The organism is Rhizobium favelukesii, from assembly GCF_000577275.2.
Taxonomy (GTDB): Bacteria; Pseudomonadota; Alphaproteobacteria; order Rhizobiales; family Rhizobiaceae; genus Rhizobium; species Rhizobium favelukesii.
This window is the reverse complement of the sequence record NZ_HG916854.1, coordinates 62186-87835: the sequence shown is the minus strand read 5'-3', so window position 1 is coordinate 87835 and position 25650 is coordinate 62186. Positions and strand designations below refer to the sequence as shown.

Here is a 25650-nt window from a genome sequence, read left to right as displayed (position 1 = left end):
GTTGCCGGGAGGGCGCCACGCATCAGGGAGGAATACGCATGCGTAAACTTTTGCTCGCCCTTGCAGCGACGGCCGCCTTCGCAGGTTCGGCTTTTGCGGAACCCGTCCGCATCAGCGTCGGGTCCTACAACCTCAACAACCTGCCCTTTCCGGTCGCAGCTGGCCTAGGTCTCTACGAGAAGGAAGGTCTTGAGGTGACCGTCGAAAACTTCGCATCGGGCGGTTCCAAGACGCTGCAGGCGCTCGTTGCCGGCTCCACGGATATCGCGGTCGGCTTCTACGACCACACCATCCAGATGCAGTCGCAGAACAAGGCTGTTGTCGCCTTCGTGCAGCTGGCCCGCAATTCCGGGCTCGTGCTTGCCGGTGGAAAGAACGCTACGTTTGATCCTGCCAAACCTGAAACGATCAAGGGCGCGAAAATCGGTATCACAGCACCGGGCTCGTCTTCAGACTTCTTCGTTCGCTATTATCTGCAGCGCCACAGCCTATCGGCTGATGACGTCTCGTTGATCGGAGTCGGCTCCGGTTCGGCTGCTGTTGCGGCGCTCGAGCAAGGAAAAGTTGATCTATTGGTCAACTACGATCCGGCGGCAACCTTTATCGAAGCCAAGGGTGTCGGCAAGATTTTGATTGACGCCCGCAGCGACGAGGGTGCCACGGAAATCTACGGCGGGATCTACCCGACCTCCGTCCTTTATGCGACGCAGGCCTATATCGATGAGAATCCGGAAACCATCCAGAAAGTCACAAACGCGACCGTTAAGGCGCTGGCCTGGATGAACACACACAGCGCTGAAGAGATTGTCGAAAAACTGCCGAAGGAATTCATCTCCGGTGACCGGGACACCTATGTGAAGGCTGTCGAGAATGCCAAACCGATCTTCTCGGTCGATGGCAAATTCAGCGAGACCGACACTCAGACACCCCTCGCCGTTTTGAAGAGTTTCAACCAAAAGGTTGCTGCCGCGACCATCGATCTTTCCAAAACCTACACGAGCGCATTCGTGGACAAAGTCACCGACAAGACCATCAACTAACCCCAGGAGGAGGCCATGGCATTGGCTGTCGTAAAACCCATGTCCGTTCCGACGGGCGAGCTAAACAAAAGGCCAATGGTATCGATTGACACAGTCACGATGTCATTCGGCTCCTATGTCGCGGTGCAGGACGTGAACCTGACAGTTGCCGATGGCGAGTTTCTCGCCATCGTGGGACCGACAGGCTGTGGCAAAAGTACCGTTCTCAACGCCATTGCCGGTCTTCTGAAGCCTGCCAGCGGCAGAGTGGCGATCGACGGCGCTCCGATTAAGGGCGTCCAGAACGATATCGGCTATCTCTTTCAGCAGGACGCACTGCTGCCCTGGAAGACATCGATCGAGAATGTCGAGCTGGGACTGCTGTTCAAAGGTGTGCCGAGTGCAGAGCGGCGCGAGCGTTCTATGAACTGGCTTGCGAAAGTCGGACTCAAAGGGTTCGAGCATCGCTATCCGCATCAGCTTTCGGGCGGCCAGCGCAAGCGCGTTCAGATGGCGCAGGCCCTGATCTCCGGCCCCAAGGTCATCCTGATGGACGAGCCCTTTTCGGCCCTCGATATTCACACACGGCACCTCATGCAAAACGAACTCCTGCGTCTGTGGCAGGAAGAGCGCAGGGCCGTCGTAATGATCACGCATGACCTTGAGGAAGCAATAGCCCTCGGCGACCGGGTCGCGATTCTGGCAGCCGGCCCTCGTTCACGGGTCATCGAAAGCTTCGCGGTGGAACTCGAGCGCCCCCGCGCACGTCGCGGAAATCACGCTCGATCCACGCTTTATGGATTTGTATCGAAATATCTGGGCTTCCCTGCGCGGCGAAGTGGAGAAAAGCTATGAGCGTCGTGACTGAACGCATCATCCAGCTCGGGATGCTGGTTTTTATCCTCGGCGGCTGGCAGCTCGGCGTGACCGCCGGCTTCATCGATGTCTTCTTCTTTCCAGCCCCGCTCGACATCTTCAACCAGATGGTCAGCTGGATTGTTGACCTCAGCTTCTATCGACATGTGTCAATCACACTGACGGAGACTGTGCTCGGCTACATCATCGGCACGGGCCTGGGCGTCGCAGCCGGGGTATGGCTCGGTCTCAGCCGCAGCACGGCACGGATTTTAGACCCCTTCATCAAGGGCCTGAACGCCATTCCGCGCGTCGTACTCGCCCCAATTTTCGTGCTTTGGCTTGGTCTCGGCCTATGGTCGAAGGTAGCGCTCGCAGTAACGCTTGTCTTCTTCATCACCTTCTTCAACGCGATGCAAGGCGTCCGCGAAGTCAACCCGGTCGTCCTCGCAAACGCAAGGATCCTCGGGGCCAAACGTTCCGATCTGTTGCGGCATGTCTATTTTCCGGCGGCGGCCAGCTGGATTTTGTCTTCCCTTCGCACGTCAGTTGGCTTCGCGGTGGTAGGCGCCATCATTGGTGAATATCTCGGCTCCTCTGCGGGGCTCGGTTATCTGATCGCGCAGGCGGAAGGCAACTTCGACGCGGTCGGAGTGTTTGCCGCATCATCATCCTGGCCTTGTTCGTGCTCATCATCGACCGCATTCTCGATGTTTTGGAAGGCCGGCTCATTAAGTGGAGACCGAACGCAGCAGAAGAAAGAGCGGCGTAACCAACCGGATCAGTTTCCATGTGATTGGAGCTGGGGTGCCGCCATCGGCATCCCGTTCTTTTTCGGCCTTGAATTCGAACGCGTAACCAACACCCGATTGTTGTGAATCGAAGTGCTAAAATCTTAGGCGCTTCTAAGCGGCCATTGTTTTTCGTGCCCAATTGGATTGGTCAGCACCCCAGACCCTAACTCTGATTTAGATCCTCACTCGTGGAACTTCCGAGTGGAGTAGCGGTTCTATGGCATAGACGGGGCGGGATGCCTTATGAAACTTGCCATTTCATGTCGGGTGACGCGGCATAGACGCAGTTCCAGCCATTCGCGTTTGCGCAAAAGAAAAGGTCGAGCAGGTGTCTCGGGCCGATAAGACGAAGACGGCTCTGGATGAATTGCGCATGCCGATGTTGGGCGCGCAGATCTTGCTCGGCTTTCAGTTCCATGCGCCATTTCAAAATGCTTTTTCCAATCTCAGTTTCCTCCAAAAAGGGATCGAAGTGATCCTGCTTTGCATCATGGTCGGGGTCATCGCAGTTCTGATTACGCCGAGCGCGCGCCATCGGATTGTGGAGCGAGGAGAAGCGACGAGATTTCAATGGGTTTGTCACGCGGATTTCTTGCTTGACGCTTGCCCCATTTGCCCTCGCACTCGGCTTGGGTCTCGGCGTTGCCACGAGCCGCAGTCTCGGAATATTGGCGGGGATCGTAGCCGGTATCTTAGGGGGCCTGGTGGCGCTTGGGTTGTGGTACGGTCCAATCCTGCTTCGTGACGGCGATGGAGATACGAGCATGTCTACTTTTGACGAAAAGACGCCGACCGCTGCCAAGATCGACTATGTGTTAACAGAAGCCCGCGTCGTACTGCCCGCGCCCGGGCATGAGGGTCGGGCGGAGCAAGAATTCAAACCATCGACATGCGGCTGTCGGCAACATCTTCCGAGGGAAGCCCTGTGCGCCCGAATATGAACCGAGATATCGCTGGCGAGAAACGTGGCCGGCTGAAGGCCATCAGGATTTCGCCGCGTGGAACGGCGATTTGCAGTTCGGACAGATATTGCTCGATCTCACCAGCCCAAGAAGTGGCCAGTGGATTTGGGCAATCCCTAATCCCGCTGTCGGGGATCATCATCACCAGCAACTTCATCCCATCAAGGGCCGTCACCACACGATCTTCTGGCGGCCGGTGTTAGTTGCTCCGCTGCCGACCGCGCCTTTGAACGCCGATTCCGGAACTTTCTTTTTATTTGACGCTCCCTAGTTGTCCTCTCGGTGACCACGCGACACTTGATTGAAAAACTTAGTGTCAGCATGTTAGCGTTGTCTCAACAGGCTGAGGCGGGAATGAAAGATTCTAATGTGGCGTCTATGCATCGTCAAACCGATGAATTTGTTTCCTATTATGGGAATAGCCTAAAGCTGGTAAAATGCTCTGCAAAGGTTGCCCAGGCCTACAGAATCGTGGCCGCGACAGATGCAACTCTTTGGCAGGTCTATCCAGAGCTGCTGATTTCCGACCGCAGGCCGTTTGTCGAGGCGGTGCTTGCCGGCGGCATCCCGTGCAATATTGCGATTGAACCTGGCGCGTCCGATGAGGGGCGCAATCTTCTCCTTTTCAGCACGGAACGGGGACTCGGGGTCATCGAGACGCGAAACGAGGCGGCTCGTTCGAAAGCCCCGAATGGATACGCAGATCGAGCCTTGCTTCTTCACCAGGCTCGGCATGACGCATTGACAGGACTGGCCAATCGTCGGCAGTTCAGCAGCGATCTTCAGGCGAATCTCCCTGTGCTTGCTGGGCACAAGCTTGCGTTGATGCAGATGGATCTCGATGGCTTCAAGCCGGTCAACGACACCCTTGGTCACGGCGCTGGCGATATCGTGCTCAAGATGACGGCGGAACGGATCCAAGCCGTGCTTCGCGATGGGGAGACCGCCTACAGGCTCGCAGGCGATGAATTTGCCGTCATTCAATGCCATGACGATCAGCCCGGTGAAGCAGAGCGGCTGGCGGAATCACTGGTCCATGCGTTCAAGGGACCGTTCACCATCGACGGCATCGATGTCTTTGTCGGCGCAAGCATTGGAATCGCCGTCGCGCCAAATGACGGAAACGACGGCGAGCAATTGATGAAGGCGGCTGACATCGCGCTCTACGCTGCGAAGAACGATGGACGCGGTCGCGCGAGAGCATTCAACCGCTCGATGCTGATCATGCTAGAGCAGCGCGAGATGCTGAGGCGCAGCTTACGTGTCGCGCTCCAGGAAGGGCAATTCTTCATTGAATACCAGCCGCTCGTAGAGCTGCCGGAGCGGATCGTCGGCTTCGAAGCTTTGCTGCGGTGGCGCCATCCCTATGCTGGAGTCATTCCACCGAACCTTTTCATTCCCATGGCCGAAGCTGACGGCCTGATGGGAGAAATCGGAGAGTGGGTGCTGGAAAACGCCTGCCGCCAGGCGACAACCTGGCCCTCGCACTTCATTGTTGCGGTCAATCTTTCCCCGGCCCAGTTCCTACTCGGTGGTTTCACCGATCGCGTAGCGGCAATCCTTGACGAGGTCGGACTCGCGGCCGATCGGTTGGAACTCGAGATAACGGAAACCGTCTTGCTCGAGCGCACGACCAACAATCTTGACACGCTCAACACACTCGAGATCCTAGGCATCCGGATCGCGCTCGACGACTTCGGTACCCGATATTCGTCCCTTAGCTACTTACAGAACTTTCCTTTCGATACGATCAAGATCGACAAGCACTTCATCAACGATGTCGAGACGAACCCGAAGAGCCAGACGATCGTGCGCTTCATCATCGGCCTTGCTCACGGATTGGGGATGCGGGTCACTGCGGAAGGCGTCGAGACTGTCGGCCAAGCGACCTGGCTTGGCAGAAGGAAATGCGACCGGCTACAGGGAAACCTCTTGGGCGCCCCGATGCCTGCCGACGCCATCGGGGATTTCTTGGATCATTCGTCGTTCGCGATGCTTTAGACCTGCCAAGCTCGCACGATCGTGAGTCCATCGAGGGTTGATCCGACGGCGATCGGAATGATATGGCCAAGGAGAACTGGTCTCACTTGTTCAAGACGAGCCGCTCTCCTCATCGCTGGCACCGTTTTATCAGAACGAGGCACCACGAATTTTGTTCGCAGCGTCGCCCCAGCTTGCGTCACCGTGGGCTCATCCAATTCAGCATCGGCGACATCCGATTGACGTGCGGTGGTACCGAAACATCAACCGCGATCCTCGGTTTCGCCCTTGTCCGACGTAGTGAGCTTTCGTTGAGCAGTTGCGAGATCGCGGTCACCAATTGCGCGATGTCAAATGGCTTTTGAAGCATGATGCTGTTTGGAACACCTTTCGATGGCCAGTCGGCGGCGCTGTCGTCAGTCGTGCATACGGCAGGCATTCCTGGCTCGATTTCCCGCGCAACGCGGGCCACCTCCCAGCCGTCAGGCGCGTCTCTCAGCGGAATGTCGGTGACCAATCCGTGCGCGGGCGGAAACCAGCAGCACTGATGCCTCATCATCGGCGATCAATATTGTGACCGTCTCCATCGGGCATCGTCCCCCGGAAAACCAAGGCTGGGTCGGCGACGCGACCGTCCTATTCAGCGTCAGGTAGGTTCCACGCAAATTGACGCGGATGGTGGCGTCCCATTCGTCCGGTGTGAGATCGTCGATTGGCGCCCAGACGCCGTTGATGCCGGCATTGGCGACCACAGCGTCGAGCCGACCGAAATCGCTCCTAATGGCCGTTATGGCGCGGTCCATATCTACTTCGGAGAAGAAGTCTCCGTACACAGGTACTACCTTGCCCACCCTGTTGTCGGAGTGTTCGAGCCAGGTTTTCCAGTGGTTCGTCATTAAGATCGAAGAGCGCGAGATCGTAACCCGACGACGCAAGAATTGTCGCTGTGGCGAGACCTATCCCGGAGCTCGCACCGGTGACGAACGCGACTGGCCGTGCCATCCGTCAGTCCCGCGATCCGGTGGGGTTTATGACGGAGACGGGATCGCTTGCCTCGACGGTATCCCCGCGACCCTCCTCGGGCCCTTCGGCGGCAACTTCAAGAAAAGGCTGTTCGTCCTCGAGCGAGCCCTGCTCGTTCCCGTTGCCCTCCCCTTTCAGATCCTTGTCGTTCTCGGTTCCGAGGACAGCGAGCTGAACCATCAGCTCCTTTGCCCGCAGGACAGCGCCGTCGTGGTCGAGGCTACCGTCGGTCGCCATCCGAACGGACACGCGATCACCACCCTCCCTTGAAATTCAACCGTGACGGTGCCGTCGTTCAGATTGCTCACGTGGGTGTCGATAAGCTGCATGGGAGTTCTCCTTTGTCGCGAGAGAATGCAGGAGAACGGCGGTTGTTCCGGATGCCTTCCAGCGGCGACGAAATCCAAGAGCCGATCAGGAACTATTTCGTTTCAGCCAGTTTATCTCGGCACGTCGGCGACGGCTGCTGTAGCCGTCGGCGAGCACATGAGGTACAGGCGGTCGTGTCGAAGAGAGGGAGGAGGCAACCAGTCGCTTCCAGCCTCGCATGTTAGCGTCGGACGAATATCCGTGTTGATTGACTTCGGATCGCCCCCATGAAGATCTGCACTATGAGCGGGAGCCCCAAGAGAGGCCCCCGCCTGCAGCGACTATTTCGAATTCTTGTGGCTCTGTTCGCCAGCCTTGACATGCTGCTCATGTGAACCGCCCTGCTTGCCTGTTGAGCTCGAGCTTTTAGCAGCAGCGCTTTTGCTAGCCCCAGACTTTGACCCGGTTTTTCCCGAGTGTGATCCGCTTGTAGATGGCATGTTGAACTCCTCGTTGATGAGATCGGAAATGATCTCCGGTGTCCCAACCTCGATCAGACGAAACGGTTCCCGTGACTCGCAGCAAAAGTTCGCCAATCCTGAGGAAAGCCTTTGATGGAAGCGTGCTCGTTTGAGAGAAGCTCTAACTTGCATCGAGTGATTGACGCTTTGTGAACCCCCAGACTCAGTGAAAGTTCCTCGCCTTCACTTGAGGATATCATGCACCTTTCTTCTCTTCATTGCGGCCTTCGATCTCGATGACCGCGGCCGCCCCTTCTTCACTGAAGTCGTAGAAGGCCGGCATCGTTTGACGGGGAACAACCCGGTCCCTAGCGAGTTCGACGAATCCGTGAAGAAGAGGAAGCTCCTGATGACCGAATCTGTCTCCCCGTCGCTCATATACATACTCGTGACGACAACCCATATCTGAACGCAGCCTTTAACAAAGTCTCATGGGGAGCGGTCTTTGCCGGCGTTGCGGTCGCTCTCGTGGTGCAACTCCTGCTCAATCTCCTGGGTGCGGGCATTGGTGCTGCCGTGATCTACCCCCAATCAAACGACAACCCAAGCGCGACAACCCTGTCGGTCAGCTCGGCGGCGTGGTTCGTAGTCAGCGGACTTATCGCGTCCTTCGTCGGCGGCTACATCGCAAGCCGCCTGTCGGGACGTCCCGTCCCTCCCACGGGAGCGCTTCATGGCGTGACATCCTGGGCCGTCACCACGCTGGTGGTCGTCTACCTCTTGACCACGTCGGTCGGTGCCCTTGTCGGGGGGGCCTTCTCCGGCCTGGGCGGCATCGTTTCGAATGCCGGATCGACGGTGGCGACGGCTGCACTTTCACAAACGCAGCCCGGTACCAGCGCTATACATCATCATACCCGGCCCCGCCAACGAGTCCTTCCCATGACAGTCGTCGCCTCCTACCTATACAAGGACGGTCGCCGCACCTCCTCCTTCGACATCGAAAGCGGATGGTCGCCGGAGGCTTCCGACGAGTTTGTCTGGGTCGGACTGCACGACCCGGACGAAGCCGAGCTGAAATCTCTCCAACGGATCTTCCATCTGCACCCGTTGGCAGTAGAGGACGCCCTATCCCACACACAAGTTCCCAAGGTCGACGTCTACGACGACCAGCTCTTCGTCGTGACGAAGACAGCCCATCTCGAAGATGACGTGATCGAGTATGGTGAAACCTCGATCTTCGTCGGCCGGCGCCATGTTGTCACGATCAGACATGGCTCCGACCGAGGACATAGCGCTCTCCGGCAGCAGCTCGAGGCGTCACCGCAGATTCTCAAGAACGGCCCCGACTACGTTCTCCACGGGGTTCTCGACTTCATCGTGGACGGGTATCTCCCGGTCGTGGAAAGTGTCGAGGATCGTGTGCTGGGAATGGAGCAGCAGATGCTCGATACGTTCCTGGCGCGGGAGCAGATCACGAGGCTGTTCCAGCTCCGCCGCCAGGTGATCCGGTTCCAGCGATTCGTTGGCCCGATGTCGGAAGTTTGCGGCAAGTTCGTCCACGTCGACCTCCCCTGCATCGACGTCGAAGCGAAGAACTACTTCCGAGACGTGCACGACCATGTTCGAAGGGTCGAAGGCGTGGTCGGCGGTTTGAAGGACGTCATCACCTCCGTGTTCGAAGCCAGCAATCTTCTCGAGCAACAGCGGGTCGGCGCGATCCAGCGCCAGCTCGCCGCATGGGTGGCAATCGCGGCAGTTCCAACAGCGATCGCGGGCATCTACGGGATGAACTTCGAGAACATGCCGGAGCTAAAGACACAGCACGGCTACTTCGTTGTACCGGCCGTCATCTTCTCGCTGTGCGGTATCCTGTTCTGGCGCTTCAAGAAGTCGGGCTGGCTCTGACGTCCGCGCCGTCGCCTTTGGAAAAAATCGCCACAGGCCCCGGATTTGGTTCAAAACACTTTTTCAGCTGGCTAATATGTCCCTCATCGCAACCGAACGGTGCGGCCCAACAGGGCGGAGCGGGACGAGCATCCTGTATTGGACGAAATCTCGAATGCCAGAGGAAGGGACGCTTGGTGCTCTCTGGAAGCACACTCGAGCGTCCCTTCCGCCAGTTCGATCCCTACCAAAGCTTGCGGGCGAGCTGTGGGGTGATCCTCGGAATCGCCGCGGCGCCCGCCGCGCCCAACCGCAATCGATGGAAGGCCTTACCGAGGATAAACGTGGCAGCAGCCGTCGCCGCGATACGGAGCCAGGGTCGGGCGCGGTCCTTCGCGGCTGGGATACCGCCGGTCTCACCGCGAATGACGGAAAGCCGCTCCCGAAGATCGGCGACTTCCTTTCGGAGCCAGGCAATTTCCTTCTGGCCGGCGTCCATGTCGTCGTCCTCGGCGGCGTCCACAGTCTCCTCGACACCCGGATCGTCGTATTCTGCGAGATAAGAATCGAGATTCTTCCCGTTGAAGCCTTTGGCGCGGAAGTTGGTCATCGACCCCTCCTCAATGCTTCTTGATCGTCGCCGCGATCACCCTCGCCCGGCTTCGCGTCGTTCTTCGCCTTCCACCGCTTGTCTGCGGATAGGGAGCGGCCGACGTCAACGCTCTCCTTGAAGCAGCCGTACGTCGCGGCGGACATAGGGCTTGCCCGCCCGGTGTCGATGAGTTCGCGTTTCTTCATGATCGTCTCCAATGTTAGTGACGTAGAAACGCAGGACAATTCAAAAGGATGCGTGCGATAGCGGACGAAGACGTGCACGCGGCCGGCTCAGCCGCGACAATCGTACCCGCAGCTACACTCTCCAAGGCGCCCGTTTGCGCGTGAAACGGGCGGAGACCTTCAACTGCGAAGGAAACCAGTTTGCGCTTCCCGCGATGGCCCCACCGCCACACGCCGTCGCAGCAATCTGGCTCGAGAGGCTGAAAAAGGGCTGCGCCGAGCGATCGCCGAAACCCAGAGCGACGAAGCAATTGAGCGCGTCGCACCAACTATTCAGGAGCCCCAACATCGCAAAAAATGACCGACCCTCGAAAACGCAGATCGAGCAGGACGCCAAAGGGCAGTCCGAAAGCAAGGCGGAACCAACGATGGCGTGAGCAGCGCCAAGCCTCGTGTTATCACCCATTCGGACGACGCCACCAGCAACAAGAAAAAGCCCGGTAAGGATAAAGGCGCTAAGGACTGGGACGTCAATTACGACGAGCGTGATACGAACGTGGGTGAGTCTCAGGGAAAGAGCCGAGGATAAGACCGGCCCGAACCGCAAACGATCCCAACGGCCATAATAATTGATCAACCGCAGATGATGAGGATTGCCTAAGGGCAACGAAATGCGCCGCATTCGGACACAAGCGGCGCAGCACGGAACACGTTGCGACATCGGAAGTTAGTGCCGCGGGGGTGGTTCGCCCTCTTCGCACCGCGTGAGGCATACATGACATCGAAAATACGCTTCCCTAAAATCAAACCTTATTCTGGGCCCGCCGGCGGATGGGGATCTGCCAAATCCATCGCCGAGATTGCCGTCAGAGAGCATGTCACATTGAAGGCGCCTGAGCTGCTGTCGAAGCAGAACAAGCCACAAGGCTACATGTGCGTGAGTTGCGCCTGGGCGAAACCCGCGAAGCCGCATCCGCTCGAATTTTGTGAGAACGGCGCAAAGGCAACGGCGTGGGAGGTCACATCACGGCGTGCCGATCGGGCATTTTTCGACAAATACACACTTCGCGAGCTGGAGCTCTGGCCGGACCACGACCTTGAGGCACAGGGCCGGTTGATCCATCCCATGCGCTGGGACGCGGCCACGGATAAATATATTCCAGTGGCGTGGGCGGCGGCATTCGAAGAAATCGGCAGAGAATTGCGTGGGCTCGACCCCCATCAGGTCGACTTTTACACCTCGGGTCGAGCGTCGCTCGAAACTAGCTACATGTACCAATTGTTCGCACGCATGTACGGCAGCAACAACATGCCTGACAGTTCGAACATGTGCCACGAGAGCTCTTCGGCGGCACTACCTGAAAGTATCGGGGCATCGGTCGGAACTGCCGTTTTGTCGGACTTTCAGAATACCGATTGCATTTTCTACATTGCTCAGAACGTCGGTACCTCGTCGCCCCGCTTGCTCCACGATCTCCAGGACGCCGTCGATCGTGGGGTGAAGATAGTTACTTTCAATCTGCTACGGGAACGTGGCCTTGAACGCTTCGTCAATCCGCAATCGCCGACGCAGATGGTCACGGGTAAGGAAACAAAGATCTCCTCCGAATATTATCAGGTGAAGAATGGCGGCGATATCGCGGCTCTGTTTGGTGTTTGCAAGGCGCTCATCGAGGCGGACGATACCTTGAAAGCATCGGGGGGAAGCCGTGTCGCAGGCGAGGACGCAAAACCGAAAGATCCGGATAACGCAGCAATGGTCGCCTTTGCCGCGTCGATTGCAGCCGCCGACAAGCTGCATGTGCTCGATCACGACTTCATCAACGAGCACACCACGGGGTTTGAGAAATTTGCTCAAGCCGCACGTGGGCATCAGTGGGAGGAACTAGAGCGGGTCTCTGGCCTTGGCCGTGATCAGATGATGCAGGCTGCGGCCACCTACGCCAAATCCGATGCCGTAATGATGGTCTACGGCATGGGTCTGACCCAACAGCTCATGGGCGTCCAGAACGTTCACATGGTCTGCAATCTGGCACTGCTCCGGGGCAATATCGGCAAGCCCGGCGCCAATATCTGCGCTGTTCGTGGTCACTCGAACGTACAGGGACAACGGACCGTCGGAATCACCGAGAAACCGGGACTTGCGCCGCTGGATAAGCTCTCCGAACTGTACGGCTTCGAACCGCCGCGATGGACAGGTCGCTCAACGATCGAAACGTGCGAGGCGATAATGAGCGGCCAATCGCGAGGCTTCATCAGTCTCGGAGGCAACTTCTTGAGAGCCGTACCCGACACGGCCGCCATGGAAGAAGGATGGCGAAAGCTGGGGCTGAGCGTGCAGATCGCCACCAAGCTCAATCGTAGCCATGTTGTCCACGGCGAGATTGCCTATCTGCTGCCATGTCTCGGTCGGATCGAACTGGACGAGCAGGCGACCGGTCCGCAGGCAGTCTCGATCGAAAGCTCGATTGCCAATTTTCATGGGTCCCGCGGAATGACGAAACCAGCCAGCACTGAACTGCTCTCGGAGCCGGCGATCGTCGCCGGCATGGCGAAGGCCACTCTCGGCGAAACCAAGGTCCCGTGGGATACCTGGGTCGGCGATTATGCGGAGATCAGGGACGCCATCGAGCGAACCTATCCGGAAACGTTCAAGGACTTCAACAAACGGCTGTTCAAGCCGGGTGGATTTGCCAGGGCGCTTCCTGCGCGCGAGCGCAAATGGGTGACGAAGAGCGGCAAGGCGAATTTCCTAACGCCAGAAAGACTGTTTCCGGAATTTTCGACGTCGCAGAACGCCGACGTCCTGCACCTTGCCACGCTGCGGTCCAACGATCAGTTCAATACGACGATTTATGGCTACAGCGACCGTTTTCGCGGGGTGGAAGGCACTCGGAAAATCGTCTTTATGAATCCGGAGGATATCATCCGGTGGGGGTTCGCGGATGGCGAGAGCGTCGATGTGACCACCGCAATTGATGCGAACAACGTTCGCAAAGTGACGGCATTGAGGATCGTCCCATACGACATTCCAAAGGGCTGTTGTGGGGCGTATTATCCGGAGACAAATCCGCTCTTTCCCCTGGCGCATCATGACCCGAAGTCAAAAACACCCTCTTATAAACTTCTCCCCGTGCGTCTCAGTCGATCGATCGAGATTCCACATGAAGGAGAGCTGCGCCGGATGACCCCATGATGCCTCGCGCATTCAAGGATGCAAAGTGGCCCTTTCTGGCAACCTTTCTCCTGCTGGTCGCTGGGGGCGCTTTACTTGGCTGGATGCGACAGCCAAGGGAACTTCGTACCTTTGCACCGGTCGTCGCCGATCTTGACCGGTTTCGGCTGATGCCCAACGGTATCAGCGGCACACCCCCTGAGAGTTATTTCGCGCTCGGTAAGCCTTACGAAACCGATGCATATAGTCTCAGCCAGGGCAAACGCCTCTATGCCTGGTTCGGTTGCCAGTCGTGCCACGGCGACGGTCGCGGCAACTTAGGCCCTTCTTTCCTCGATGGGTGGTGGCTTTACGGACCGGAGATGGTGTCCATCGTCGCTTCCATCCGCGATGGCCGCCCACACGGCATGCCCGCTTTTCGTGATCGAATGACGATCGAACAGATCTGGCAGCTTGCCGGCTATGTTCAAACCATCGGCGCCTATTCTGCCAAAGTGGCGGCGACCGGGCGGAACGACGACCATCAGACGCGGCCGGCCGAGAACCGGGCGCCCGCCAAGATGCTTTTCAACGAAGGGCCAGTCGGCGCCCATCCGGACCAGGGGCCATCCCCTTGAAAACAGCCCGCATCCTTCTGCTGCTGGTTGTCACTGCCGCCTCGGGCTGCAGCGGCAACCAGTCGGCACTGGATCCTCAGGGCCATCCGGCGATTCATGTCGAGCATCTGATTATCGGCATGATCATTGTCTGCTCGGTCATCTGGCTGCTGGTGATGATCATGCTCGGTTGGGCGCTACTGCGAAACCGTCCCGACGAGAGTGAACGGTCCCGTGAACGAAAGTTGACGATAACGGTGTCTACTGCCGTGGGAGCAACCGTTGTCATCATCGCAGGACTAACAATCGCGAGCTTTTACACGACACGCAGCATCGCGTTGCCGGAAAACGCGGCGCTGACGATCACCGTCAGAGGGCAGCAATGGTGGTGGCAGGTCGTCTATGCCGATCCTGATCCTGCGCTCGGCTTCCAGACTGCCAACGAAATCCATATCCCGGTCGGTCAGGATGTTCGAATCCAGCTTGAAAGTGTCGATGTCGTTCATTCATTCTGGGTGCCAAGCCTTGCTGGCAAACAGGATCTCGTGCCGGGGCGAAGCAACAGTCTTGTCCTGCGTGCCGAGCGGCCAGGCGTCTATCGCGGTCAGTGCGCCGAGTTTTGCGGGCTTCAGCACACCCATATGGCCATGATGGTGATCGCGGAGCAACCCGCAAGCTATCAGCGCTGGGTCGCGGCCCAACGCGATGATGGAGCGATGCCGGGCGACCCGGACGCCGCCGCCGGAAAGACTGCCTTTCTGGCGAAGCCCTGCGCTGCCTGCCATACTGTACGGGGTACGCCAGCCATCGGTGCTACTGGACCCGACCTCACGCATGTCGGCAGCCGTCAGACGATCGCAGCCGGCTTGCTTGAGACGACCCGCGGATCGCTGGCGGCCTGGATTGCCGATCCGCAGACGCTCAAGCCCGGAAACAATATGCCGATGGTTCCCCTTACCAGCGTGGAGTTGCGAGATATCTCCGCCTATATGGAAAGCCTCAAATGACCCTTAGAGATGACGGCGAGGTGTTGCGCGATACGGCAATGGACGAGCTGGAACTCGACCGCCGTCTCGCCGCCACGTGGTCGACGCCGGCAGGTTTTTGGGGCGCGCTTTCGACCGTCGATCATAAAATCATCGGCCGTCGCTATATCGTGACAGCTTTTATATTCCTGGCGCTCGGAGGATCACTGGCGCTCGCGATGCGCCTGCAACTATCCCAGCCAGAAGCCCGGTTCATTGGCCCGGATCGTTACAATCAGATCTTCACCATGCACGGCACGAATATGATGTTTTTGTTTGCTGTGCCCGTCATGGAGGCTATGGCGGTCTATCTGGTGCCGTTGATGGTGGGTACCCGCAACATTGCATTCCCACGCCTGAATGCGTTTTCCTACTGGATGTATCTCGCCGGCGGGCTGCTGTTGTGGATCGCCTTTGCGGTCGATACCGGCCCCGACGTCGGCTGGTTTGCCTATGTGCCACTGTCGGGGCCGCAATATGCCGCGGGAAAGCGCGCCGACATCTGGGCGCAGATGATCACCTTCACCGAAGTCTCGGCGCTCGCGGTTGCGGTCGAAATTGTGGTGACCGTGTTCAAGCAACGTGCGCCGGGCATGTCGCTCGACCGGATCCCTTTGTTTGTCTGGTCGATGCTGGTCACATCGTTTCTCATCATCATGGCCATGCCGGCAATCATGGTCGCCAGCACGGCGCTGATCCTCGACCGACTGGTAGGCACGCACTTCTTCAATCCGGCCGAAGGCGGCGACGTGCTGCTATGGCAGCACCTGTTCTGGTTCTTCGGCCATCCGGAGGTTTACATCATCTTCCTGCCGGCCGTCGGCATGGTCTCGACGATTGTCGCGACGTTCACGCGACGCCCCGTTTTCGGTTACCTCGCCATGGTGATGGCCTTGATCGCGACAGGGGTCCTGGCCTTCGGGCTATGGGTCCATCATATGTTCGTCGCGGGTTTGCCCCGGCTCGGGGAGAGCTTCTTCACGGCCTCGAGTATGGCGATCGCCATTCCTGCCGGCTTGCAGATATTTTGTTGGCTGGCCACGATGTGGACTGAAAGACCGCTCTTCAAAACCCCGTTCCTATTTGTTATCGGCTTTATGGTGATTTTCGTCATTGGCGGGATGACAGGCGTGATGGTCGCGTCCGTGCCCTTTGACACACAGGTTCACGACACCTATTTCGTCGTTGCCCACTTCCACTACGTCCTGGTTGGCGGTGCTGTCTTTCCTTTGCTCGGCGCCATCTATTACTGGTTCCCGAAGCTGACTGGCCGGATGATGAGCGAGACGCTGGGCCGCTGGGTATTCGGTCTGATCTTCACCGGTTTCAACCTGACCTTCTTTCCTATGCACATCCTTGGGCTGCAGGGCATGCCGCGCCGCATCTATACCTATCAGCCGGAAATGCCGTGGTCCGCCCTTAACATGTTCGTCAGCCTGAGCGCCGTCATTCTTGTGGCCGGATTTCTGGTATTTTTCATCGACGCCGTTCGCAGCGCCGCGTCAGGTTCCGCCGCGCCAGCCAATCCCTGGGGCGCGTCGACGCTCGAATGGGCGACGTCTTCGCCACCCCCTTCTTATAATTTCGCACGATTGCCGGTAGTCGGCAGCTTCGAACCGCTGTCCGCCGATCCCGACACGCTTTCCGTTGTCACAGGCCTGTCCGTTAACCGACGCGAACTAATCGTCAGCAGCGTTGTCGAAGCGCTTCCGGAGGCCCGTGAGTCATCACCTGGGAATTCGATCTGGCCGTTGTGGTCGGCGCTTGCCACCACGGTGATGCTAATCTGGTCGATCTTTTCGCCCTGGGCGGTTGTCTGGGGCTCGATACCAGTTGCGATCGCTCTCATCTGTTGGTTCTGGCCGAAAGGCGCGCCGGAGGATGATTCATGAAACAAGCCGTCGTGCTCGACCTGACGAGGCTTCCGCCGCATGGTCTCGGCGGGGCAAGTCTGACTTGGTGGGGGACGCTCGCCTTCATGCTGATCGAGGGAACAGGCTTCGCGCTTTCGATCGTCGTCTATCTCTATCTCATGAGCCTCGCATCGCAGTGGCGATTGCATGCGCCGACACCCGATCTGCTGGCCGGAACGGCGCTGACGGCACTCCTGATCACCAGCCTGCTGCCAAACCTCCTCATCGCGCGCTGGGCGCGCGATCAGAAGTTGGTGAAGGTACGCATCGGTCTGATTATTATGTCGGTGCTGGGCGCCGCGCCGCTGGTCTTGCGTTTTTTTGAATTTCCAGCGATGCACGTAAAATGGGACCAGAATGCCTATGGCTCGATCGTCTGGGTGATGCTTGGGCTGCACACGACCCATATCATTACCGACCTGATCGAAACGCTGGTGCTGACCTGCCTGATGTTTTCCAGGCACGGTGACAATCCGCGGCGCTACGGCGATGTCAGTGACAACGCGATGTACTGGAACTTCGTGGTGGCAACCTGGTTGCCTATGTATGTCTGCCTGTATTGGGTGCCGCGTCTATGACGATAAGTTGGCTGCGATTTAACGGACTTGCTGTCCCGCCTCTGGCCTGGGTCGTCGGAACCCAGCTTGGGCAGATTACCCCCTATATCGATTGTAGCCGACATGTGGCTTTGACGCCCGCCGTTTGCGGAACCCTCTTGCTCGTTTCAATTGCGGGGACCGCTGCATCTCGTCTGTCTCCAAAGCTCGTAGGCAGGGCGGAGCGGTTTATTATCGATGCAGGATTTCTGATCGCGTCGGCATTTGTCTTTGCGCTGATACTGCAGGGAGCGGCGTCCATGCTGCTGGATCCATGTCAGCGCTGATCTGCATCTTGATCTCACTTATGATGGCTGCCCCGGCCCTGGCGCACGGTGACAATGCTCATACGGCGGCGTTGAGCTGGACATTCGATCCTTGGGTCGTGCTCCCCATTGCGACGGTTAGCCTACTCTATATTTTCGGCGTCGTCAGGCTTTCAGGTCGGGCGCGCCGGCTTGGGCAGATACAACGGCAAAGTCTATTCTTCTACGTCGGCGTGCTGACTTTGGCGGCTGCGCTGATCTCGCCGCTTCATTGGCTTGGAGAGCACCTTTTTACCTTTCATATGATCGAGCACGAGATTGTCATGGTCATTTCCGCGCCGTTGATCGTACTTGCGCGACCGGTCGGTCTGCTCCTGTGGGGATTGCCTAGACGACCGCGCCGGGGCTTAGGTGCTGCCATGCAAGCTCCCCTGGTCCGTCGGTCATGGGATTGGGGCACCGGTGCGACCAACGCCACCATCATTCATGGTATTGTCATCTGGAGCTGGCACCTGCCCTTCCTGTTTGATGCGGCGGTGACCAACACCACGATGCATCGCCTCCAGCACCTCAGCTTTTTTGCGACTGCGATCCTGTTCTGTTGGGCGGTTCTTTGGAAAAGCGATTACGGCGCGGCGGCCTGGCACCTATTCTTGACGATGATACACACTAGCATCCTCGGAGCCTTGATCGCGCTCGCGCCGCGCGTGCTCTACGTCGCCCAGACGCAAACGGCGCCGGCCTGGGAGCTGACACCTCTGGAGGACCAGCAACTCGCCGGGATGATCATGTGGGTGCCGGCCGGGATCATCTACGCAGCCGCCGCAATGACGATGCTGGCCCTATGGATTCACAACTCCAGCAAAAGAGACACGCAAAATGCCTGATGTCCCCGCTTCGGCATTGCATCGCACTGTCTGGGCAGCCGCCGCCGTCCTCGCGGGCCTGGCCACTATGATCGCAACAAACACCTTGCGCGACAACCACACAAAAGCTGCTACGGCTATGGCGCTGACGGGCGGCGATCTCACCCGCGCGCCAATGATCTTCCGCCGCTACGGCTGCACCGGATGTCACACGATTCCTGGCATAGCCGGTGCGGATGGCGAGGTCGGCCCCCCTCTGACGGGGTTTTCCAAGCGCGTCTATATCGCTGGCGTGATGGAAAATCGCTCCGACAATCTTGTCTCGTGGATCGTTTCCCCTCAGGCCTTTTCCCCGCAGACGGCAATGCCCAACAGCGGTATTTCGGAGAGGGAAGCGCGGGATCTCGCCGCCTACATCTACAGCCGTTGAGTTCAGTGACGAGGCGTGGACAAAGGCGGGAGAGCCCTAATATAACGAGCGATAGCAACACGATCGCTGTCGGGTAGCATAGCCGTGTTGGTCACGACATCGGACATCGACGATCCGACACGCCCATGGTCGGGCGTGTCGCCAGATTTTAGCATCGTCACGAAGTCGCTTTCGCTCCACCGGCCTAACTCCTGCTGCGTGATGTTTGGCACAAATCCTGTACCCTGGGGATCGACGCCCCCGGCAAACCGGGTATCCACGACGGTCCATGCGCCGATACCATCCACCGGATCGGGGGAAATGTTGGGCGGCCGAAAGGTCCCGAACGGTGAGGCGAGCGCCATGCCGCCTCCGAGCCTAAGGCGATCGGACTGGCCTGGTGTTGCGTGACAGGAAGCGCAATCGCCGGCAGCAAATATGAGGCGCCCGTACGCGATGTCGCCCGCACCGTCGAACCGCCGGTCTCCTGCTGCAAACGGCGCGCGGGCTGCAGTTACATACCAGCCAGCCGCTGCCGCGATGCCTGCGCACAGAATCGTTAGGAGAGCAAATTTCCACGCATTGCACAGCATGACATTCCCGGCGCCCACGGCGCTACTGCTCAGAACCCTCAGTGTTTATGAACTGGAGTTCAAACGCATCGTCAGCAAACGTCCGCTGCATATTCACGCAGGTACCCGCCACTCATCGATCTTATTCGGTGCTAACCATTTCGACCTGCGAAAGTTCCCAGACGGGTTTGGTCCCCCGGAACATGCTGACTGGACCTGCGTTTTATGGCGAAGGCAATAAACCGCTAAGCAGACTTAACATGGACCATCGGAATTTCTCGAAAATCCACGTAAGCGTTCTTTGCTTGGTCGCAGCCTTGGCAGGCTGCTCCTCTTCCGATGCTGATCAAGTCAGCTTGCAATCAAGAATTATTTCGTCCTGCTCGAATTCGGCGCGCATGGCGCTCAATGGCTGGCACTTGAATCAACTGCCTGATGCTTATGTACGGCAGACCTTGCATTCGATGCAGCGCAACGTCGAAACTGCCGCTTCTGAAATCGAAGCTCTCCGCGACGTCGACACGACAGAGCGCGAGTTGCTGACTAGTTCCGTAACCGACATCGTTAATTTACTTGCACAAGCGCAGAACCAGGTTGCGCGGGGAGATCACGACACCGTGCAAACGGCGGTTCACCTTAAAGATGCAACCGAGCGTCTCAGCCTGACTTCAGGTATAAGACGATCCACATGAAGAAGATATTGGAAATATCGCTTGGAATTGTCACGAGTGTTGGCGGCTTTCTTGAAATCGGATCGCTGGCGACGGCGGCCCAAGCGGGATCGGCATTCGGCCTTCAACTCATCTGGGCGATCGCGCTCGGCACTATCTGCATCATTTTCCTTGTTGAAATGGCTGGCCGTTTCGCCGCGGTAAGTGGCCACACGATTTCGGACGGCATCCGTGAGCGGTTCGGTTTCAATTTTTTCCTGCTACCTTTTCTCTCGACCCTGTTGCTCAATCTGATGGTTCTTGCCGCCGAAACAGGAGGCGCTGCCATTGCTCTGGAGCTTGCCACGGGCATTGCCTTTCAGTGGTGGGCGCTGGCAGTTGCGTTCCTTGCGTGGTTGTTGCTCTGGAAGGGCACTTTCGGTTTCATCGAGAAATGCGTTACCATTCTCGGATTGGTGACCCTCTGTTTCGTCGTTGCGGCAGTATTGCTTGAACCTGATTTGAAGGCGGTGGCGGCCGGTGCTTTGCCAAGCATACCGCAGCACGACCATGCCAGCTACTGGTTTATGGTCGTCAGCATTCTCGGCGCCTCGATATCGCCATACCTATTCTTGTTCTATTCTTCTGGCGCCGTCGAAGATAAGTGGGACGAAACGTATCTAGGCACCAATCGCGCGATCGCAGGACTGGGCATGAGTTTCGGCGGCACGATATCGATCGCCGTCCTAATCGTGGCCGCCCTTGTGCTGGCTCCGAATGGGGTGGATCAAATCACCGATTACCATCAGTTGTCGACCATGCTGGTCCCCGTGTTTGGTCGCTGGGGATACTGGTTGTTTGTTGCTTCCTTGGGTATCGCCTGTTTCGGCGCGATCCTGGAACTCGGGTTACAGCAGGCCTATCTGGCGGCTCAAGGACTTGGTTGGAACTGGGGCGAAGACCGCAAACCAAGCGAAGACCCAGGATTTAGCGCTGCCTATACTCTGGCACTTTTGCTTGCGGCCATTCCGATCGTCTTTGGCTTCGATCCGCTAAATCTGACGATCCTATCCATGGCTTTGACCGCAGCAACGCTCCCGCTAACAGTCATCCCGTTTCTATTCCTGATGAATGATGAGCGATATGTTGGAAAACATGGGAACGGAACCATCTCCAATTCGGCAGTCGTCTTGATCATCATGCTGGGCTCTATCTTGGCGATTGTGACTATCCCGCTTGAGCTACTCGGAGGCATCTGATGGATTTGCTGCGTGATGTTCTCGACAAGCAACTGGTCGATCGAAACGGCGTGAAGATGGGCAAGGTAGACGGCATCGTCGCCGAACTTCGGCGAGGCGCCCCGCCCCGGGTGGTCGCGATAGAGGTCGGCGCTATTGTATTGGCCCGTCGATTTGGCCGACGGCCACAGCAATGGATAACTTGGCTCGCATCCAAACTCGGCGGAGATGGACACTCCAGACCCCATCGCGTTGCATGGAGCGCCGTCCGCGATATTGGGCTTGACGTTGAGTTGGACGCGGCCGTGAGCGATACCGCAATTTTTGATTGGCAAGACTGGTTACGAGACAGAGTGGTGAGTAAAATTCCCGGAGCATAAATTGGTTGAGATCAATATCGAATTGTTGGTGGGTCGGGCCGTCTTATCGAGGTCAGGGAAAACAATTGGTCATATTGAAGAGGTACGGGCGGAACAAGACGGTCCAGATCTTGTCATAACCGAATTCCATGTCGGCTTGTACGCAGCCATGGAGCGAATGTCTGCATCGCCAATAGGCAAAGAGCTCTTGGGTCTTTTCCGCCTGCGCCGCAAGCATCGCGGTTATCGCATACGCTGGAATCAAATCGAACTTGACAAGAGCGAGCTACAACTGCTTTGCGACGAAAAGGAACTTGCCCCCCTGGGCGGAAGCCATATGAAGAGATAGCCGGTGCGGTGTCCGCGAGCGACTTCGCAACAGCTTTTGGTGCGATACAGGCCAATGGCGGCCTTGTCCGGCCTGAGAGATAGGTGACGTTTTGTACCGGAGACATGGGTAACACTTTTCGCTTTTTGCGGGAGGTGTTGATGCCGTGGAAAGAGACTTCGGTGATGGAGGAACGTCTACGTTTCGTCGCCCGGCTGCTTGAGGGCGAAGGCATGAGCGACGTGTGCCGGGAGTTCGGCATCTCGCGCAAGACCGGCTACAAAATCTTCAATCGCTACAAGGACGACGGCCTGGAGGCGCTGACGGATCGGTCTCGACAGCCGGTGCGTTACGCCAACCAGTTGCCCGAGCCGGTGGAGGCAATGATCGTGCGGCTCAAGAAGGAGAAGCCGCATTGGGGTGCCAGGAAGATCAGAGAATTGCTGGTGAAGCGTCTGGCCGGCGATGTGCGCGTGCCGTCGAAGAGTACGGTGCATGCCGTTCTTGACCGGCACGGGCCGGTCGCCCATGCACGTAAAACGACAACGCCATCGAGCCGAAGGGACAGCATTGTCTCAGGCATTGCTGCCGAACGATCTGTGGTGTGCCGACTTCAAGGGCGAGTTCAAGCTCGGTGACGGCCGCTAGGGTTACCCGCTGACGGTCACCGACCAGGCGTCACGTTACCTGCTTGCCAGCGCGGCTTCGAATCGACAAAGGAGGTGGGTGTGTTCGAGGCGTTCCGCCGATTGTTTGCCGAACATGACCTGCCAAGCGCGATCCGTAGCGACAACGGCCTGCCGTTCGCCAGCGGCGTAGACCAGACCCTCTCATCGGGGTCACGGACGATCTACGCTCATGGTTTGACGAGGAGCCATGGCGGACAGGCCGCGAGCTGCTGGAACGATTACAGAAGCGTTGTCCGAATAAATATCCCGATGGCCTCCTGCGAACAGTCCAAAGGCGCGTGAAGGAGTGGCGTCGAAATAAAGCCCATGCCATGATTTTTGGCGTGAGTTCCGAAACAGCCCAGCATCCCGTCGATTACACCGAGGCGAAAGGGAGCAATCTCGTGAGGCAATGATCCGGCAGACAAGGAGCATTCACCAATGAGGCAATACGGCGTATCGCGGTAGGGACGCCCATTACTGGGCGCCCCCCGCACAGATCCACGCGGGCGGGTTTCCCGCATGAGCATACCGACCATGGCGGGTCAGGACGCTTTCGGCGCGATCCAGGAAATCGTCCGCATGTGGAGGCCGATCCGGCGACCGACTGGTCGAAGATTGACCTTGAAGCGCTGCGTCAGCATCTGATCGACATGAACGAGGTGACACTCAAGGCAGACGCCGCGCCGACACCGGTCAACGGCGGCCTGCAGGTTGACATCACGGGAGACGATCGCACGTCCGCCGCCATTCAGCGGATGCTGCCTGCGCATGCTGAAGAGCTCAATCAAATGAACGGCTGGCGTGCCAAGACCGAACCGTTGCCCGGCGGCGTGCGTTTGACGGTCACGTCGACCACCCCCAGGTAGACATCCGCGGTCTCGGCTTTATTGGACTGCTCGTGAGCGAGCTCGCATCATCAGCCGCACCACCTGGCAATGGCAAAGGACGAAATGCCGCATCAACATTGAGTGCAAGGTGCAAGGCGGCGTCTCAGATCGTTTGATTCAGGTCAGAGCGGCGCGGGAGATTGGCCGTGGTTACGACGGGAGTGACAAACGCTGAAGCGCGCCACCTCGCTGAGTTCGGCCCCAATGCCATTGCTGACCAGCCACCGTCCCCGTGGCGGACGTGAAATATGCTTGAAGCCGCGATGATGCTCCAGCTCGGACGCGCAACTACGAAGCAGCGCGGTGGGCACCGATGATCTTATTTACGCTGCTCCTTGGCCGAGGCACTCGCATGACCTGGATCAAACCGGCCTCTGTTCTCTCATCCAGCCACACCACGCCTTCCAGCAACCGCCGATATTGTTCATCATCCCGGAGTCACGATCATATCTTCAGCGATCCGAATGTTGGCAACTGCAAGCATCGTTTCCGGCAAGGGTTTCGCTGTTTTGGTTGATAAAGGCCGCGTTGCCAGGCGTACTTTCAACGCGACGCCCTCCCTTACGCAGCCGCCGTCCCAACATAATAAGGTGGGAGGGGGAACGATGCGAAGCTGGATAAATGCTGGCGGAGAGCGTCTCCTCACGCGTTGGAAATTAGCGAAACAATGATGTGGGCAGGTCAGGAGACGCTTGACCGACTGCTCGCCTTTGTCGACACAGTGGCCCAATCGTAAACGGACGCGATGGACGGCTTCACACAATGACAAACCTCGTCGTTATTCTCTTCGGGCTCACCTATCTCGGGATGGCATTAGGACGCGTCCCAGGACTGAGGATCGACCGCGCCGGTATCGCGATGATCGTCGCAGTCGCGCTTGTAGCTCTCGGGGCAGTTCCCGTCGACGGGATGAGCGAAGCGATCCATTTTCCGACCTTGCTTTTGCTCGGCGGCTTGATGATCCATGACGCCGCTGCTGTGTACCGGCCTCAAAGTGCGGAAACTCGACCCAAGGCCATTCCTGCTTGGTCTTGCAGCCGCCAGCAACGCGGGTTCGGCGGCCACCTTGATCGGCAATCCGCAGAACATCCTCATCGGCCAGGCCGGCGCGCTGGGGTTCTGGTCCTATTTCGCACAGGCCGTCGCCCCGGCGATCGCAGCTCTTGCTCTCAGTTTCGGATGCATCGCGTTCATCTGGCGGTCAAGTCTCGCAGCGGCAGACGACGGCGCACCCCTCGAGCCTGTTGCCTTCGACCGCGTTCAGGTCGGAATCTGTGCCATCGCCCTTCTGGCGCTGCTTGTCCTGTTTGCCACGCCGCTGCCACGCGAGATTTCGGCTCTTTTGGTCGCCGCCTGCCTGATCGTAAGCCGCACACTTCCGACCCGGCAGCTCTTCGGCGAAATCGATCTGCCATTGCTGATCCTGTTTGCGGCTTTGTTCGTCGTCAACGACGCCTTCGCCCGAACAGGATTTCCGGAGGAGGCGGTGCGGATGCTCGCCGCCCATGGCCTCCTTCCCGATCGAGTTTCGTTCCTTGTGCCGATCTCGCTCTTTTTGAGCAACACCATCGGCAATGTTCCCGCGGTGGTGATGATCTTGAAGGTCTGGCAGGGGATTCCGGAGGGGGTCCTGGTTGGCCTCGCCATTCTTTCGACGCTGGCCGGAAACCTGTTTCTGGTCGGAAGCCTTGCAAATCTGATCGTGGCCGAGCGTGCGTCAGCCCAAGGCGTACGGCTGACCTTTCGGGATCATGCCAAAGCTGGTGTACCGATCACGGTTCTGTCCATGATCTTCGCCGGCCTTTGGTTGTGGTTCGGCGGCTTCATGCACCTTTAGGGATGCCTGGCAAATCCTCAGGCTCGAGCTGAGATCGCCTTCAGCATCATTGTCGATGCGATCAGCCCGACGCCAATCCAGATCGCGACGATGGCGACCATGGCGGCGCGACTCCAGGGGTCTTTCCGAGCACGCCGCCGTCGCACGGCGCTCGGCCAGGATGTGGGGCGGGATCAGCTTGACCGCCCAGGAGAA

General features: G+C 58.2%; 23 protein-coding genes and 5 pseudogenes. 20 read left to right on the top strand and 8 right to left on the bottom strand.

From position 1 onward, the window contains the following. Positions 1-38: 38 nt before the first annotated feature. The 4 genes and pseudogenes from LPU83_RS60390 (at position 39) to LPU83_RS75905 (ending at position 3413) form a co-directional block, all read left to right on the top strand. Positions 39-1040 carry an ABC transporter substrate-binding protein gene (locus LPU83_RS60390; protein ID WP_024316391.1) on the top strand — a complete coding sequence of 334 codons (1002 nt, stop codon included), beginning with the start codon at positions 39-41 and terminating at the stop codon, positions 1038-1040. 75 nt (positions 1041-1115) lie between these two features. After that, positions 1116-1887 (top strand): annotated as a pseudogene (locus LPU83_RS60385) (ABC transporter ATP-binding protein). Next, positions 1871-2646, top strand: a pseudogene (locus LPU83_RS60380) (ABC transporter permease). The pseudogenes LPU83_RS60385 and LPU83_RS60380 overlap by 17 nt, the downstream one beginning before the upstream one ends. A gap of 395 nt (positions 2647-3041) precedes the next feature. Beyond that, positions 3042-3413 carry a DUF6328 family protein gene (locus tag LPU83_RS75905; protein ID WP_375680023.1) on the top strand — a complete coding sequence of 124 codons (372 nt, stop codon included), beginning with the start codon at positions 3042-3044 and terminating at the stop codon, positions 3411-3413. A 131-nt stretch (positions 3414-3544) separates the two neighbouring features. Here LPU83_RS75905 and LPU83_RS60370 read toward each other — a convergent pair whose 3' ends face one another. Further along, entirely contained in the window at positions 3545-3805 is a 261-nt protein-coding gene (locus tag LPU83_RS60370) for a hypothetical protein (protein ID WP_141652580.1), read from the bottom strand. A gap of 179 nt (positions 3806-3984) precedes the next feature. Here LPU83_RS60370 and LPU83_RS60365 point away from each other — a divergent pair, with 179 nt between their 5' ends. Next, positions 3985-5631 (top strand): putative bifunctional diguanylate cyclase/phosphodiesterase, encoded by a 1647-nt coding sequence (locus LPU83_RS60365; RefSeq protein ID WP_024316395.1) that lies wholly within the window; start codon positions 3985-3987, stop codon positions 5629-5631. A 608-nt stretch (positions 5632-6239) separates the two neighbouring features. Here the strand turns inward: LPU83_RS60365 and LPU83_RS75900 are convergent. The 3 genes and pseudogenes from LPU83_RS75900 to LPU83_RS60345 form a co-directional block, all read right to left on the bottom strand. Beyond that, positions 6240-6437: pseudogene (locus LPU83_RS75900) on the bottom strand (SDR family NAD(P)-dependent oxidoreductase); the annotation flags it as partial. Then, a complete protein-coding gene (locus tag LPU83_RS75200) occupies positions 6388-6612 on the bottom strand; it encodes an SDR family NAD(P)-dependent oxidoreductase (protein WP_208245278.1) in 225 nt (74 codons plus the stop codon). The gene LPU83_RS75200 and the pseudogene LPU83_RS75900, both read right to left, overlap by 50 nt. A gap of 3 nt (positions 6613-6615) precedes the next feature. After that, the gene (locus LPU83_RS60345) at positions 6616-6882 is read right to left on the bottom strand and encodes a hypothetical protein (protein ID WP_141652581.1); all 267 of its coding nucleotides are present in this window, start codon (positions 6880-6882) and stop codon (positions 6616-6618) included. A gap of 1463 nt (positions 6883-8345) precedes the next feature. Here LPU83_RS60345 and LPU83_RS60340 point away from each other — a divergent pair. Continuing rightward, on the top strand, positions 8346-9311 hold the full coding sequence (locus LPU83_RS60340) for a magnesium and cobalt transport protein CorA (RefSeq protein WP_024316396.1): 966 nt from the start codon (positions 8346-8348) through the stop codon (positions 9309-9311). A gap of 223 nt (positions 9312-9534) precedes the next feature. On the opposite strand, the gene LPU83_RS60335 is transcribed toward LPU83_RS60340, so the two are convergent. Both LPU83_RS60335 and LPU83_RS60330 read right to left on the bottom strand, forming a co-directional pair. Continuing rightward, positions 9535-9900 (bottom strand): hypothetical protein, encoded by a 366-nt coding sequence (locus LPU83_RS60335; RefSeq protein WP_024316397.1) that lies wholly within the window; start codon positions 9898-9900, stop codon positions 9535-9537. Further along, positions 9897-10088: pseudogene (locus LPU83_RS60330) on the bottom strand (hypothetical protein). Before LPU83_RS60330 ends, LPU83_RS60335 begins: the two are co-directional and overlap by 4 nt. Before the next feature lie 754 nt (positions 10089-10842). Between LPU83_RS60330 and LPU83_RS60325 the strand changes: the two are divergent. The 7 genes from LPU83_RS60325 to LPU83_RS60295 all read left to right on the top strand — a co-directional run bounded on the left by LPU83_RS60325 (position 10843) and on the right by LPU83_RS60295 (position 18934). Next, complete coding sequence (locus LPU83_RS60325) at positions 10843-13263, top strand: FdhF/YdeP family oxidoreductase (RefSeq protein WP_024316400.1); 2421 nt, start codon at positions 10843-10845, stop codon at positions 13261-13263. Further along, a complete protein-coding gene (locus tag LPU83_RS60320) occupies positions 13263-13859 on the top strand; it encodes a c-type cytochrome (protein WP_082321306.1) in 597 nt (198 codons plus the stop codon). The genes LPU83_RS60325 and LPU83_RS60320 overlap by 1 nt, the downstream gene beginning before the upstream one ends. After that, positions 13856-14845, top strand: coding sequence for a cytochrome c oxidase subunit II (coxB, locus tag LPU83_RS60315; protein ID WP_024316402.1), 990 nt, complete (start codon positions 13856-13858; stop codon positions 14843-14845). Before LPU83_RS60320 ends, coxB begins: the two co-directional genes overlap by 4 nt. Before the next feature lie 38 nt (positions 14846-14883). Then, positions 14884-16755, top strand: coding sequence for a cytochrome c oxidase subunit I (gene ctaD / locus LPU83_RS60310; protein WP_112334125.1), 1872 nt, complete (start codon positions 14884-14886; stop codon positions 16753-16755). After that, complete coding sequence (locus LPU83_RS60305) at positions 16752-17354, top strand: cytochrome c oxidase subunit 3 (RefSeq protein WP_024316404.1); 603 nt, start codon at positions 16752-16754, stop codon at positions 17352-17354. Before ctaD ends, LPU83_RS60305 begins: the two co-directional genes overlap by 4 nt. Positions 17355-17646: 292 nt before the next feature. After that, positions 17647-18525, top strand: a complete 879-nt coding sequence (locus LPU83_RS60300; protein ID WP_024316405.1) for a cytochrome c oxidase assembly protein — start codon at positions 17647-17649, stop codon at positions 18523-18525. A 67-nt stretch (positions 18526-18592) separates the two neighbouring features. Then, complete coding sequence (locus tag LPU83_RS60295; protein WP_231052456.1) at positions 18593-18934, top strand: c-type cytochrome; 342 nt, start codon at positions 18593-18595, stop codon at positions 18932-18934. A 2-nt stretch (positions 18935-18936) separates the two neighbouring features. Here LPU83_RS60295 and LPU83_RS73630 read toward each other — a convergent pair whose 3' ends face one another. Further along, positions 18937-19506 (bottom strand): c-type cytochrome, encoded by a 570-nt coding sequence (locus LPU83_RS73630; protein ID WP_040680782.1) that lies wholly within the window; start codon positions 19504-19506, stop codon positions 18937-18939. A 239-nt stretch (positions 19507-19745) separates the two neighbouring features. On the opposite strand from LPU83_RS73630, the gene LPU83_RS60285 reads away from it, so the two are divergent. The 6 genes and pseudogenes from LPU83_RS60285 to LPU83_RS60260 all read left to right on the top strand — a co-directional run bounded on the left by LPU83_RS60285 (position 19746) and on the right by LPU83_RS60260 (position 23597). Beyond that, positions 19746-20177 (top strand): hypothetical protein, encoded by a 432-nt coding sequence (locus LPU83_RS60285; protein WP_037070913.1) that lies wholly within the window; start codon positions 19746-19748, stop codon positions 20175-20177. After that, positions 20174-21394: an Nramp family divalent metal transporter gene (locus tag LPU83_RS60280; RefSeq protein ID WP_024316409.1), complete on the top strand. Its 1221-nt coding sequence runs from the start codon at positions 20174-20176 to the stop codon at positions 21392-21394. Before LPU83_RS60285 ends, LPU83_RS60280 begins: the two co-directional genes overlap by 4 nt. Then, complete coding sequence (locus tag LPU83_RS60275; RefSeq protein ID WP_024316410.1) at positions 21394-21753, top strand: hypothetical protein; 360 nt, start codon at positions 21394-21396, stop codon at positions 21751-21753. Before LPU83_RS60280 ends, LPU83_RS60275 begins: the two co-directional genes overlap by 1 nt. A 1-nt stretch (position 21754) precedes the next feature. Further along, entirely contained in the window at positions 21755-22081 is a 327-nt protein-coding gene (locus tag LPU83_RS60270; protein WP_024316411.1) for a hypothetical protein, read from the top strand. 140 nt (positions 22082-22221) lie between these two features. Further along, a pseudogene (locus tag LPU83_RS60265) lies at positions 22222-22872 on the top strand (helix-turn-helix domain-containing protein); the annotation flags it as partial. Between the two features lie 440 nt (positions 22873-23312). Beyond that, the gene (locus tag LPU83_RS60260; protein ID WP_024316412.1) at positions 23313-23597 is read left to right on the top strand and encodes a hypothetical protein; all 285 of its coding nucleotides are present in this window, start codon (positions 23313-23315) and stop codon (positions 23595-23597) included. 834 nt (positions 23598-24431) lie between these two features. Here LPU83_RS60260 and LPU83_RS75425 read toward each other — a convergent pair. Then, positions 24432-24584: a hypothetical protein gene (locus LPU83_RS75425; RefSeq protein ID WP_245272558.1), complete on the bottom strand. Its 153-nt coding sequence runs from the start codon at positions 24582-24584 to the stop codon at positions 24432-24434. Here LPU83_RS75425 and LPU83_RS60255 point away from each other — a divergent pair. Continuing rightward, positions 24583-25455 carry an SLC13 family permease gene (locus LPU83_RS60255; protein WP_245272559.1) on the top strand — a complete coding sequence of 291 codons (873 nt, stop codon included), beginning with the start codon at positions 24583-24585 and terminating at the stop codon, positions 25453-25455. The genes LPU83_RS75425 and LPU83_RS60255 overlap by 2 nt on opposite strands. Positions 25456-25650 lie beyond the last annotated feature (195 nt).